The organism is Allobosea sp. (genome assembly GCF_036675845.1).
Lineage (GTDB): Bacteria > Pseudomonadota > Alphaproteobacteria > Rhizobiales > Beijerinckiaceae > Allobosea.
Map to the genome: position 1 here is coordinate 24,612 of NZ_JAKFED010000095.1, position 12,136 is coordinate 36,747.

Annotated in this window: 12 protein-coding genes and 1 tRNA gene; 8 read left to right on the top strand and 5 right to left on the bottom strand. The window is 69.1% G+C overall.

From position 1 onward, the window contains the following. The first annotated feature begins 195 nt into the window (after positions 1-195). Together V6M56_RS11065 and V6M56_RS11070 are read left to right on the top strand one after the other, a co-directional pair. On the top strand, positions 196-552 hold the full coding sequence (locus tag V6M56_RS11065) for a DUF952 domain-containing protein (RefSeq protein ID WP_332683648.1): 357 nt from the start codon (positions 196-198) through the stop codon (positions 550-552). Further along, positions 549-1,637 (top strand): quinone-dependent dihydroorotate dehydrogenase, encoded by a 1,089-nt coding sequence (locus tag V6M56_RS11070; protein ID WP_332683649.1) that lies wholly within the window; start codon positions 549-551, stop codon positions 1,635-1,637. Before V6M56_RS11065 ends, V6M56_RS11070 begins: the two co-directional genes overlap by 4 nt. 36 nt (positions 1,638-1,673) lie before the next feature. On the opposite strand, the gene V6M56_RS11075 is transcribed toward V6M56_RS11070, so the two are convergent. Continuing rightward, entirely contained in the window at positions 1,674-2,396 is a 723-nt protein-coding gene (locus V6M56_RS11075) for an RNA polymerase sigma factor (protein ID WP_332683651.1), read from the bottom strand. A gap of 131 nt (positions 2,397-2,527) precedes the next feature. Here V6M56_RS11075 and folE point away from each other — a divergent pair, with 131 nt between their 5' ends. The 3 genes from folE (at position 2,528) to V6M56_RS11090 (ending at position 4,117) form a co-directional block, all read left to right on the top strand. Next, positions 2,528-3,172: a GTP cyclohydrolase I FolE gene (gene folE / locus V6M56_RS11080; protein WP_332683652.1), complete on the top strand. Its 645-nt coding sequence runs from the start codon at positions 2,528-2,530 to the stop codon at positions 3,170-3,172. A 91-nt stretch (positions 3,173-3,263) separates the two neighbouring features. Further along, positions 3,264-3,782 (top strand): DUF4142 domain-containing protein, encoded by a 519-nt coding sequence (locus V6M56_RS11085; protein WP_332683653.1) that lies wholly within the window; start codon positions 3,264-3,266, stop codon positions 3,780-3,782. 2 nt (positions 3,783-3,784) lie between these two features. Continuing rightward, entirely contained in the window at positions 3,785-4,117 is a 333-nt protein-coding gene (locus V6M56_RS11090; protein ID WP_332683654.1) for a cupredoxin domain-containing protein, read from the top strand. 78 nt (positions 4,118-4,195) lie between these two features. Here V6M56_RS11090 and V6M56_RS11095 read toward each other — a convergent pair whose 3' ends face one another. The 4 genes from V6M56_RS11095 to V6M56_RS11110 all read right to left on the bottom strand — a co-directional run bounded on the left by V6M56_RS11095 (position 4,196) and on the right by V6M56_RS11110 (position 8,405). Then, positions 4,196-4,468 (bottom strand): DUF6460 domain-containing protein, encoded by a 273-nt coding sequence (locus V6M56_RS11095; protein ID WP_332683656.1) that lies wholly within the window; start codon positions 4,466-4,468, stop codon positions 4,196-4,198. Positions 4,469-4,604: 136 nt separating this feature from the next. After that, complete coding sequence (locus V6M56_RS11100; RefSeq protein WP_332683657.1) at positions 4,605-5,282, bottom strand: response regulator transcription factor; 678 nt, start codon at positions 5,280-5,282, stop codon at positions 4,605-4,607. A gap of 190 nt (positions 5,283-5,472) precedes the next feature. Further along, positions 5,473-7,314, bottom strand: coding sequence for a cisplatin damage response ATP-dependent DNA ligase (locus V6M56_RS11105; RefSeq protein WP_332683659.1), 1,842 nt, complete (start codon positions 7,312-7,314; stop codon positions 5,473-5,475). Continuing rightward, the gene (locus V6M56_RS11110; RefSeq protein ID WP_332683661.1) at positions 7,311-8,405 is read right to left on the bottom strand and encodes a ligase-associated DNA damage response exonuclease; all 1,095 of its coding nucleotides are present in this window, start codon (positions 8,403-8,405) and stop codon (positions 7,311-7,313) included. Before V6M56_RS11110 ends, V6M56_RS11105 begins: the two co-directional genes overlap by 4 nt. A gap of 165 nt (positions 8,406-8,570) precedes the next feature. On the opposite strand from V6M56_RS11110, the gene V6M56_RS11115 reads away from it, so the two are divergent. The 3 genes from V6M56_RS11115 (at position 8,571) to V6M56_RS11125 (ending at position 12,022) form a co-directional block, all read left to right on the top strand. Then, positions 8,571-11,057, top strand: coding sequence for a ligase-associated DNA damage response DEXH box helicase (locus V6M56_RS11115; protein WP_332683662.1), 2,487 nt, complete (start codon positions 8,571-8,573; stop codon positions 11,055-11,057). Continuing rightward, complete coding sequence (pdeM, locus tag V6M56_RS11120) at positions 11,054-11,761, top strand: ligase-associated DNA damage response endonuclease PdeM (RefSeq protein ID WP_332683664.1); 708 nt, start codon at positions 11,054-11,056, stop codon at positions 11,759-11,761. The genes V6M56_RS11115 and pdeM overlap by 4 nt, the downstream gene beginning before the upstream one ends. A 186-nt stretch (positions 11,762-11,947) precedes the next feature. Further along, positions 11,948-12,022, top strand: a tRNA-Thr gene (locus V6M56_RS11125). Positions 12,023-12,136 lie beyond the last annotated feature (114 nt).

Genomic DNA, 12,136 nt, shown 5'->3' on the forward strand with positions numbered 1-12,136 from the left:
CTATCTTATGAGATTTCAATCCGATTTTTGTGATGATTTCCGCCAGAACACCACCTCGCCGCGCTCCGGCGCGCTGCCTGGACAGAAAGCGGCCGGCGCGAAAAAATCCGCGCCGGCCGGAATCGCCGGGGCTATTTTCCCCGGCAGGACGGTTTGGGCTTTTGCCGCACCGGCTCTGGCGATATGCCGGCAGCCATGCCGCTCACCTCCCCGCCGCTGATCTACAAGATCTGCCCCGAAAGCCTCTGGCGCGAAGCCGAGGCCGCCGGCATCTTCGCCGGTGCCGCCGTCGACCTCGCCGATGGCTACATCCATTTCTCGACCGGAGCGCAGGCGCGCGAGACCGCGGCAAGGCATTTTGCCGGGCAGGCCGGGCTGCTGCTGATCGCCGTCGACCCGGAAAAGCTCGGCGAGCGGCTGCGCTACGAGCCCTCGCGCGGCGGGGCCCTGTTCCCGCATCTCCATGCCGGTCTCGATCCCAGGCAGGTCCGCTGGATCGCCCCCCTGCCGCTCAGCCCGCAGGGGCATCGTTTCCCGGAGGATGTCCTGTGATCGGCACGCTGTTCGGCCTCGCCCGGCCGCTGATCCACAAGCTCGACGCCGAGACGGCGCACCGGCTCACCATCGCGGCGCTGGCGGCCGCCCCGCCCTGGCGGCCGGCCGCCGACGATCCGGCACTCGCGGTCGAAGCCTTCGGCCTGCGCTTTCCCAACCCGGTCGGGCTAGCCGCCGGTTTCGACAAGCATGCCGAGGCGATCGACGGCGCGCTCGGGCTCGGCTTCGGTTTCGTCGAGGTCGGCGGGGTGACTCCGCTACCGCAGCCGGGCAATGCCCGCCCGCGCGTCTTCCGCCTGCCGGAGGATGCGGCGGTGATCAACCGCTACGGGCTGAACAGCGAGGGCATGGAGGCGGTCGCTGCAAGGCTTTCCGCCCGCCGGCGCCGTGGAGGCCTGGTCGGCGTCAATCTCGGCGCCAACAAGGATTCGGCCGACCGCAGCGCCGATTACGCGACGCTGACGCGCAAGCTGGCATCGCTGGCCGATTTCCTGACCGTCAACGTCTCCTCGCCCAACACGCCGGGCCTGCGCGACCTGCAGGCCGAGAGCGCGCTCGACGAGCTGATCGCCCGCGTGCTGGCGGCGCGCGACGAGGCGGGGGCGGAGGGGGCGACGACCCCGATCCTGCTGAAGATCGCGCCCGATCTTACCCTGCCGGAGCTCGACGGCATGGTCGCCGTTGCGCTGAAGCGCGGCATCGACGGCATGATCGTCTCCAACACCACGGTGGCGCGGCCGGCCTCGCTGCGCGGCGCGGCAAAAGCCGAGACCGGTGGGCTCTCGGGCAAGCCGCTCTTTGCGCCCTCGACTCGGATGCTGGCGGAAACCTTTCTGCGCGTCGAGGGGCGCTTCCCGCTCGTCGGCGTCGGCGGCATCGATTCGGCGCAGACCGCCTTCGCCAAGATCCGCGCCGGGGCGAGCCTGGTGCAGTTCTACTCGGCGATGGTGTTCAAGGGGCCGGGCCTGATCGGCGAGGTCAAGCGGGGCCTGGCCACCGAGGTGCGCAAGGCCGGATTGCCGCGGCTCGACGCGCTGGTCGGGCGCGATGCGGCGGCGATTGCGCGCGGCGAGACGATCTGAAGGGCGCGGCGAACGCCGGAGGCGCGTTCCAGGCTCCTATTGCTCACCCGGTTCCCAGCCATGGATCGGCGCGAGCCGGTCGAGGACGGCGGCGGTGATCCTTTCGCAGCGTCGGCCGAGGAACGGGAAGGTCTCGTGCATGGTCGAGGCCAGCGTCTCGTTCAGGGCAAGGCGCAGCAGGCGGCGCGCGCGATGGAGGCGCGTCTTGACGGTCTCCGGACGAATCCCGGTCAGGTCGGCCGTCTCCTCGACCGAGCACTCCTGGACCTCGCGCAGAATGAAGACCAGCCGGAACGGCTCGGGCAGATCGTCGATCGCCCGTTCGATCAAAAGGCGGATCTGCGAGCGGGCAAATGCGGCTTCCGGATCGTCCATCGCTTGTCCTCCGGGAAAGGCGACCACGAGCGCGCCCGCAATCTGCGCCGTCTCGACCTGGTCGAGGTCCACCGTGGCGCGCCGCCTTTGCCGCAGCCGGCCACGCGCCTCGTTGATGACGATCCGGGTCAGCCAGGTGAGCAGGCTGGATTCGCCCCGGAAAGCCTCGAGCGCCGCAAAGGCCCGGACATAGCTTTCCTGGAGGATGTCTTCCGCCTCTGCATCGTCGACGATGATGCCGCGCGCCACCCGGAACAGCCGCTGGTTGTGCCGCTGCATGATGACGCGGAAGGCGCCACGCTCGCGCCGGCGCGCCCGGGCGATCAGCTCCGCCTCGCTCATCGCCTCGCAGGCGAGAGCCATTTCCCTGTGAGGTTCAACCATGGGGCCGTTCTCCCGCAAACGGCGATTGGATGCCCGAGCCGCGCAAAGGTTCCCGGCTTTCATCCCGGCCGGGAACTTCTGCCGCTCCAGCGCATCGAACGGAGGTCGTCGACCACGCAGAGGAGCCCGGCATGTCCGTTCGATCCCTTCTATCACCCGTTCCCCCCTCTGAGGAGGAATGCGGCTGCCCTCGCCGGCTGGCCTTGCCGAGGGAGCGCGCCACGCGGGCCGAAGCCGAGGCGGCAGTGCGGACCCTGATCTCGTGGGCTGGCGACGATCCGGCGCGCGAAGGCCTGCTCGAAACGCCGACGCGGGTGGTGCGCGCCTATGAGGAATGGTTTTCCGGCTATGCCCGGCAGCCAGCCGAGATCCTGAAACGGACCTTCGGCGAAACCGCCGGCTATGACGATCTCGTGCTGCTGCGCGATATTCCGCTGGAATCGGTCTGCGAGCACCATATGGCGGCGATCCGCGGGGTCGCGCACATCGCCTACCTGCCGCGCGAACGCGTCGTCGGCATTTCCAAGCTCGCCCGGCTGGTCGACGCCTTTGCCCACCGCCTCCAGATCCAGGAACGCCTGACGGCCGAGATCGCCGATGCGATCGAGGCCGAGCTCGAACCGCGCGGCGTCGCCGTCGTGCTGGAGGCGAGCCATGACTGCATGTCCTCGCGCGGCGTGCGAAAGCATGGCAGCGCCCTCGTCACCCGCGCCTTCCGCGGGCTCTACAGCGACCCGGCGGCGCGCCGCGAGGTGCTGGATGCGCTCAAGCCGTGACCGCAGGGCTGCGGGAACCTCTGCCCTCCTGCGCCATCGAATGACATGCCGGGGGCCGATCGAGCGCCCCCGCAAGTCACGGAGTCACACCATGTCCAGACTGCTCATTCTCGCCGCCGCCCTGGCGATGTCGGCGACCACGGCCTTCGCTCACGACGCGAAGCTCGGCGATCCGCAGATCGCCCATGTCGCCTATACGGCGGGGCAGATCGATGTCGACGCCGCCAAGCTGGCGCTGGCGAAAACCAGGAACGCCGAGGTTCGGGCCTTCGCCGAGCTGATGGCGCGCGACCATGCCGCGGTCAACGACAAGGCCCTTGCCCTGGTCAAGCGCCTCAATGTGAAGCCCGAGGCGAACGGCACGAGCGCAAGCCTCACCAAGCAGGCGAAGCAGACCGAGAAGCGCCTCAAGAAGCTTTCCGGAGCGGCCTTCGACCGCGCCTATGTCGCCAACGAGATCGCCTATCACCGCACGGTCAACCAGGCTTTGAGCGGCGCGCTGATCCCGAGCGCGCGCAATAGCGAGCTGAAGGCCCTGCTCGAAACCGGGCTGGCGCTGTTCACGGCGCATCAGACCCATGCCGAGCATCTGGCGCAGACGGTGAAGTGATCATGCCCCATCTCACGAGGCGCGCTGCGCTGTTGGCCATGGGCGGCACCATGGCCGCCCTCGCCCGGCCAGCCCGGGCCGAAGCACGGACCCATGCGGTCCTGATCGACAAGATGAGGTTCAGCCCGATGCCGAGCGGGGCCAGGGTCGGCGATACCATCATATGGACCAATCGCGACCCCGTCCGGCACACGGCGACGGCACGCGACAAAACCTTCGATGTCGATCTGCCGGCGAATGCCGAAGGCCGCGGAGTGCTGACCAAGGCGGGCTCCTTCGACGTCATCTGCCGCTTCCACCCCGGCATGACGGCAAAGCTCGTCGTCATGCCCTGAGCGGTGGCGATCGCCTGGAGGCCGCAAGGTCTCCGGGTGGCCGCCACCGGCTGCCGGCGCAGCCCGGCAGGAGCTGCCCTACCGCCGCGAGGCGAACAGCCGGCTGATCAGCCAGAGCGGCACGACGATCAGCGCGCCGGCGATGGCCCAGGCGCCGACCTCGCGCACCGCGCCGAAGCCGAGATTGCCGAGCGAGCGCACGAAACGCAGGACACTCTCATAGAGCGACACCGGCGACAGGCCGAGGAAGGCCATCGCCGCGCCGACCAGCAGCGAGATGAAGAGCAGGCGCACGAGGACGCTGAGAACGGAACCGCCGAGAAAGCGTTCGATGCCGCCGCCGTTGGCCATGCGAAATCCCCCTTGCGAAACAATAGCGAGAACAGCCATTGGCCGGTTGAACCGGGCCTGAACGGCGCCTCTCCTGCTCCTGCAGGTAACCGCAGCGCGGCGCGCCGGCAAGCGCCCGCGTCAGCGCGTCGCCGCGTCAGCTCGTGGCGGAGGCCCCGGCCGCGGCCCAGCCGGCGCCGGCGATCTTCGCGGCGGCGATCACCGCCTGGGTGCGGCTGTCGACGTCGAGCTTGGTCAGGATCGCCGAGACATGCGCCTTGACCGTCGCCTCGGAGACGCCGAGCTCATAGGCGATCTGCTTGTTGAGCAATCCTTCCGACAACATCATCAGCACGCGCACCTGCTGCGGCGTCAGCGTCGCCAGCCGCCGGACCATGTCGGCGGTCTCGTGGTCGACCGGGGCGGTCAGATCGACGCCCGGCGGGGTCCAGACGCCGCCGGCGAGCACGGCGCGGATCGCCTCGCCCATCTGCGCCACCTCGGCCGTCTTCGGCAGGAAGCCGAGCGCGCCGAACTCGATGCAGCGGCGGATCACCGCCGGCTCGTCATTGGCGGAGACGACGATGACCGGGATCTCGGGATGGGCCGCGCGCAGGAAAAGCAGCCCGGAGAAGCCCTGGACGCCGGGCATGGTCAGGTCGAGCAGGATCAGGTCGAGATCGGCGGTCTCGGCCAGGGCCTGGCCGAGCGCCTCGAGCGAGCCGACCTCGCTGACTTCCGCGCCCGTCAGAGCGTGCGAGACCGCCTGGCGCAAGGCGCCGCGGAACAGCGGGTGATCGTCCGCGATCACGATCCGAGTCGGATGCCCCGTCATAGCCCTCTCCAGCGCCGCCCCCCGGCCGGAGCGCGAATGCGCCCCTAAAATTTGAAGCGCCCCGGCTCCCGTGCTGTCAATGCCCAATAGAGCCGGATCCGATCAGGTTGGATCAACCTGATCGGTGAATCCGCCTCTAAACTATGAATAGAGAACGCCCGGGTCCGTGATTTCCCACGCCCGTCGCGCTTCAGCCTGCCACCGGCAGCAGCGCCTCCAGCGCCTCGATCCGGTCGGCCTCGGAGGGCGGCTTGTCCCAGCGGATGCGACTGATGCGGGGAAAGCGCATGGCGACGCCGGATTTGTGCCGTGTCGAGCGCTGCAAGCCTTCGAAGGCCACCTCGAAGACCAGCCCGCTCGCCGGCGTATGCGCCACCTCCCTGACCGGGCCGAAGCGGTTCAGGGTGTGCTTGCGGACATAGCGGTCGATCTCGAGCAGTTCCTCGTCGGTGAAGCCGAAATAGGCTTTTCCCACAGGGACGAGTTCGTCCGCGCCCGTCTCACCCACCCGCCAGACGCCGAAAGTGTAGTCGGAATAGAAGGAGGAGCGCTTGCCATGGCCGCGCTGGGCATACATCAGCACGCAGTCGACCAGCCGCGCATCGCGCTTCCACTTGTACCAGTAGCCCTTCGGCCGGCCCGGCAGATAGGGCGAATCGAGGCGCTTCAGCATGCAGCCCTCGACCGCTTCGGCATCGCCTCCCGCCCCGGCCGAGGCCGGATCGGCGCGGGCGGCGGTCAGCTCGTCCCAGTTCGCGAACGGGATCTGCGGCGAGAGATCGAACCGCGCCGCGTCGAGCCGGCCGAGAAAGCCTTCGAGCCTGGCGCGGCGCTGCGTCAGCGGCAGTTCGCGCAGATCCTCCCCGTCATCGGCGAGCAGGTCATAGGCCCGGATATGGGCCGGGAACTCGGCCAGCATCCTCGTCGTCACCGTCTTGCGGTTGAGCCGCTGCTGCAGGGTGTTGAAGCTCTGGACGACACCGTCGCGCATCACCAGCAACTCGCCGTCGAGCGCGCCGTCCTCAGTCATCGCCTCGGTGAGATCGGGGAAGGCGGCGCCGATATCCTCGCCGGTGCGCGAATAGAGCCGCGCGACTCGGGTGCCGTCGGGTTGCGTGCCGGCGACCGCCTGGACGCGGATGCCGTCCCATTTCCATTCGGCTGCGAATTCGAACGGATCGAGCTTCTCGAAATCGCCGTCCTCGATGGCGTGCGAGAGCATCACCGGGCGGAACGGCGCCGGGTCGGTCGCCTCCGGCCGCGGGCCCCTGCCCTCGAGCCAGGCGAAGAGCGGGGCATAGGGCGGCTCCAGCCCGTGCCAGACATGCTCGACCTCGTCGGCCGCCATGCCGCCGAGGCTCGCCGCCGCCGTCTTGGCGAGCCTCGCCGAGACGCCGATGCGCAGCGAGCCGGTGATCAGCTTGAGCAGCGCCCAGCGCCCGGTCTCGTCGAGCGCATCGAGCCAGGAGGCAATGAGGCGCGGCAGCTCGGTCTTGCCGGAATTGCGCAGGCCGGCGACGACATCGGGAAGGGTCAGCGGGGCGCGGTTGTGGCCGGGCTGCGAAACATCCGAGGAAGGGCGCTTCTCTCCCCCCTTGTGGGGGAGAGATAGAGAGGGGGGTATGCCACCCTCGACGCCGGTAGTGCGTGGCTCAACCCGTCCTGCGACTTCGATGCCCCCCTCCCAACCCTCCCCCACCAGGGGGGAGGGCTCCCGCGCCCTTCGCTGCCCTGGCGAGCTTGAGCCAAGCGGGCCCTCCGGCGCCGGCCACATCAGCGCGACCGTCTCCGAGAGATCGCCGACATAGTCATAGGACAGCGCGAACAGCACCGGGTCGGTGCGCTCGGCGATCAGCGTCCGGATCAGCCCCGGCTTGGCGTTGCGGAAGCTGAGGCCGCCGGTCATCGCCGCGAGCGCAAAGCCGCGATCCGGATCGGGCGTCGAACGCAGATAATCGGCGATCAGCGCGAGCTTGCCATTGCGGCGCGGCTCATAGGCGAGGCGGTCGAGCAGCCAGGCGAAGCGGTTCATGGCGGAACCTCAGACGGGGCGGTCTCAGGCGCCGCCGGGGCCGGTTCGGCTTCCGCCTCGCCCTCGTCGCCATAGCCGACGAGATGCAGCGGCATGGCCTTGAGGCCGACCGTTCCACACCAGTGCACCAGCGCCTCGGCCTCGCCATGGGTGACCCAGATCTCGCCGGCCTGGACCTCGCGGATCGTCGCCTGGAGGTCGTCCCAGTCGGCATGGTCGGAGATGATCAAAGGCAGCTCGACGCCCTTCTGGCGAGCCCGCGCCCGCACCCGCATCCAGCCCGAGGCGAAGGAGGTGACCGGATCGGGGAAGCGCCGCGACCAGAGGTCCTGGATGGCGCTCGGCGGGCAGATGACGATCTCGCCAGCCAGCGTCTTGCGTTCTTCGGTCACGACCTTGCGGACCTCGCCGAGCGCGATGCCTTCCGAGGCATAGAACTCGGTCAGCTTCTCGACCGCGCCATGGATGTAGATCGGCCGCTCATGGCCGGCCTCGCGGATCAGGGCCATGACGCGCTGCGCCTTGCCGAGCGAATAGGCGCCGACGATATGGGTCCGCTCCGGGAAGAGCCGGACCGAGTCCAATAGCTTGGCAACCTCGGCATGCGCCGGGGGATGGCGGAAGACCGGCAGGCCGAAGGTCGCCTCGGTGATGAAGACGTCGCAGGCGACCGGCTCGAAGGGCGCGCAGGTCGGATCGCGCTCGCGCTTGTAATCGCCCGAGACGACGATGCGCAGGCCTCTGGCTTCGACCACGATCTGGGCCGAGCCGAGGACATGGCCGGCCGGGACGAAGTGGAAATCGACCTCGCCGATGCCGACAGCCTGCCCCGGCACCGCCTCCTGCCGTGTTCCGGCGAAGTCTTCGCCATAGCGCAGCGCCATGATCGCCAGCGTCTCGCGCGTCGCCAGCACGGCGCCATGGCCGGCGCGCGCATGGTCGGAATGGCCATGGGTGATCAGCGCCCGCGGCACGGGCCGGACGGGGTCGACATGAATGTCGGCGAGCGGGCAGTAGAGCCCGGCCGGCGTCGGGATCAGCAGCTCCGCTGGCCGCAGAGGCGGCCGGTTGCCGGGTCTGGCTCGTGTCATCGCTCTCAAGATAGGACCGGGCACCGGCCCGAAAAGGGCAGCAGTCAGCTTTCTCCGGACTTAGAACGCCCTGATTTCTTGCCGAACCCCGGTCATCCCGGGCTTGGCCCGGGAACGATGCGCCGCATGTTCCCATTTCGTTCGGCAAGGCCTATCTCTGGCGAGATGGACGCCCCCTCCCCCCTTCCGCCCGCCTTCGCCGCCTGGTTCGCCAGCCGCGGCTGGAGCGTCCGGGGCCATCAGCTCGCCTTGCTGGAGGAGGCCCGCGCCGGGCGCTCGACCCTGCTGGTCGCGCCGACCGGCGCCGGCAAGACGCTGGCCGGCTTCCTGCCCTCGCTGGTCGAGCTGACCGGGCGGACGGGCGAGCGCGATGGCCTGCACACGCTCTATGTCTCGCCGCTGAAGGCGCTCGCCGTCGACATCGCCCGCAATCTCGAGACGCCGATCCAGGAGATGGGGCTTGCCGTCAAGGTCGAGACCCGCACCGGCGACACCTCGCCGGCCAAGCGCGCCCGCCAGATCGAGCGCCCGCCCGACATCCTGCTGACCACGCCGGAACAGCTCGCCTTGCTGGTCTCGCATCGCGACGCCGCCCGCTTCTTCGCGAACCTGCGCCGCGTCGTGCTCGATGAGTTGCACGCGCTCGTCACCTCGAAGCGCGGCGACCTGCTTTCGCTTGATCTCGCCCGCCTGCGCGGCCTGGCGCCGCAGATGAGCGCCGTCGGCCTGTCCGCGACGGTGCGCGAGCCGGCCGACCTGCAGGCCTATCTCGGCGGCGCCGGCACGCCGTCGGGTCTCGTCACCGTCAGCGGCGGGGCGAAGGCTGAGATCGGCATCCTGCACACCGCCAGCCGCCTGCCACTGGCCGGCCACACCACCGGCCATGCCGTGCGTGAGATCTATGCGGCGATCCGCGCGCACAAGCTGACGCTGGTCTTCGTCAATACCCGCATGCAGGCCGAGTTCATGTTCCAGGCGCTGTGGAGCATCAATGAAGAGACGCTGCCGATCGCGCTGCATCACGGCTCGCTCGATGTCGGCCAGCGCCGCAAGGTCGAGGCGGCGATGGCGGCAGGGCGGCTGAAGGCCGTGGTCTGCACCGCGACGCTCGATCTCGGCATCGACTGGGGCGATGTCGACCTCGTCGTCAATGTCGGGGCGCCGAAGGGCGCAAGCCGGCTGATGCAGCGCATCGGCCGCTCCAACCACCGCATGGACGAGCCCTCGCAGGCGCTGCTGGTGCCCTCCAACCGCTTCGAGTTGCTGGAATGCCGGGCCGCGCTCGAGGCGGTGGCGGAAGCGGCGCAGGACACACCGGAGCCGCGCCTCGGCGCCCTCGACGTACTCGCCCAGCATGTGCTCGGCGTCGCCTGCTCGGACGGGTTTTCGCCGGATGCGCTCTATGAGGAGGTCCGCAGCGCCTCGCCCTATGCCGGGCTGGCGCGCGCCGATTTCGACGCGGTGGCCGATTTCGTCGCCACCGGCGGCTATGCGCTGCGCTCCTATGAACGCTTCGCCAAGCTCAGGCAGGGCAAGGACGGGCTCTACCGGGCCAGCAATGCCCGCACCATCCAGCAATACCGGATGAATGTCGGCACCATCGTCGAATCGACCATGCTCAAGGTCCGGCTCGGGCGCTCGCGGCCGGGACGCTCGGCACCCGGGACGATCCTGACGCGTGGCGGGCGGGTGCTCGGCGAGATCGAGGAATATTTCGCCGAGACGATGACGCCGGGCGACACCTTCATCTTCGCCGGAGAGGTGCTGCGCTTCGAGGGCATCACCGAGAACGAGGTGGTCTGTTCGCGCACCGCCGCCGGCACCGACCCGAAGATCCCCTCCTATGCCGGCGGCAAGTTCCCGCTCTCGACCTTCCTCGCCGCGCGCGTCCGCGCCATGCTCGCCTCGCCGAAGGAATGGGAGAAGCTGCCGGAGGAGGTTTCGGCCTGGCTGCACGCGCAGCGGCTGAGATCGCGCCTGCCCAAACCCGGCGAATTGCTGGTCGAGAGCTTTCCGCGCGCCGGGCGCTTCTACCTCGTCGCCTATCCGTTCGAGGGCCGCCTCGCCCATCAGACGCTCGGCATGCTGCTGACGCGGCGGCTGGAGCGGGCAAGGCTCAAGCCGCTGGGCTTCGTCTGCAATGATTACGGCATCGCGGTCTGGACGCTCGGCGACATGGCCGCCGCCATCGCCCGCGGGGCGCTTTCGCTCGACGCGCTGTTCGCGCAGGATATGCTCGGCGACGATCTCGAGGAATGGCTGGCCGAATCGGCGCTGATGAAGCGCACCTTCCGCGCCTGCGCCGTGATCGGCGGGCTGATCGAGCGGCGCTTCCCCGGCCAGGAGAAGAGCGGCCGGCAGGTGACGATCTCGACCGACCTCGTCTACGATGTCTTGCGGCGGCATCAGCCCGACCATGTGCTCTTACGCGCCGCCCGCGCCGATGCCGCGACCGGCTTGCTCGACATCGGGCGTCTCGGTCAGATGCTGACACGGATCAGCGGGCGAATCGTGCATCAGCCGCTGGATCATGTCTCGCCGCTCTCGGTCTCGGTGATGCTGGAGATCGGCCGCGAAGCGATCCATGGCGAGGCGGCCGACGAGATCCTGGCGGAGGCGGAAGCAGCGATGCTCGAAGAGGCGATGGCATGAACCTGGCGGCAGATGGCTCGAAAGCCCGGGCGGCCGAAGCCTTCATGCTCGGCCGGCTGGCGCTGGTGCCCGATCTCTCGGGCGCGCTCTATTTGCCGGAGGAGCGCACGCTGGTGGTCGCCGACCTGCATCTGGAGAAGGGCTCGGCCTATGCCGCGCGCGGCGTCCTGCTGCCGCCCTATGATTCCGCCGCGACGCTTGCGCTGCTCGGCGCCACCATCCTGCGCTACCAGCCAACGCGGGTGATCGCGCTCGGCGACAGCTTCCATGACAGCGGTGCGCAAGCCCGGCTCGACCGCCACAGCCTCGACATGCTGCAAGGCCTGCAGCGCGGCCGCGACTGGCTCTGGATCACCGGCAACCACGACCCCGCCATCGGCCGGGCGATGGGCGGCGAGGTGCTGGCCGGGCTCGCGCTTGGCGATGTCAGCCTGCGGCACGAGCCCTCCGCTGCCGGCGCGCCGGAGATCGCCGGGCACCTGCATCCGGCGGCCAGGGTGCGGATGCGCGGCCGGGCACTGCGCCGGCGCTGCTTTGCGCTTTCGGCGACGCGCTGCGTCATGCCGGCAATGGGCGCCTATGCCGGCGGGCTGAACGTGCGCGACGCGGCGTTCATGCCCCTGTTCCAGTCGGGGCTCAGCGCCCATCTCATCGGCGACGGCCGGCTGTTCCGGATCGACCGGCGCCTGCTCCTGCCGGACTGAGGTTGCGTCCCGGCCGCCCGGGCGCCCGACCTCATCGCGCATGCAAGGGCCGGACCCTCGATCTTCTGTCGCGGGAGGACGCCTAACAGGTTGCGTCTGCGCAGGGCTTGTGGCATCAGGACGCCGCTTCGGAACGACGCGGCATCGGCGAGCCCTCGAAAGGCCCGGACTGCCGGAGACGATCCTGCTGCGGTAGCTCAGTGGTAGAGCACTCCATTGGTAATGGAGAGGTCGAGAGTTCAATCCTCTCTCGCAGCACCAGCCTTTCTGTAGACTCCCCAAATAATTGAGATTATGCAAGGGTTTGTGACTTCTCCTCCTCACACGGGAGCTTCACACCGCTTGTTAGAATGGCGCATCCCTGGAAGGGCCGAA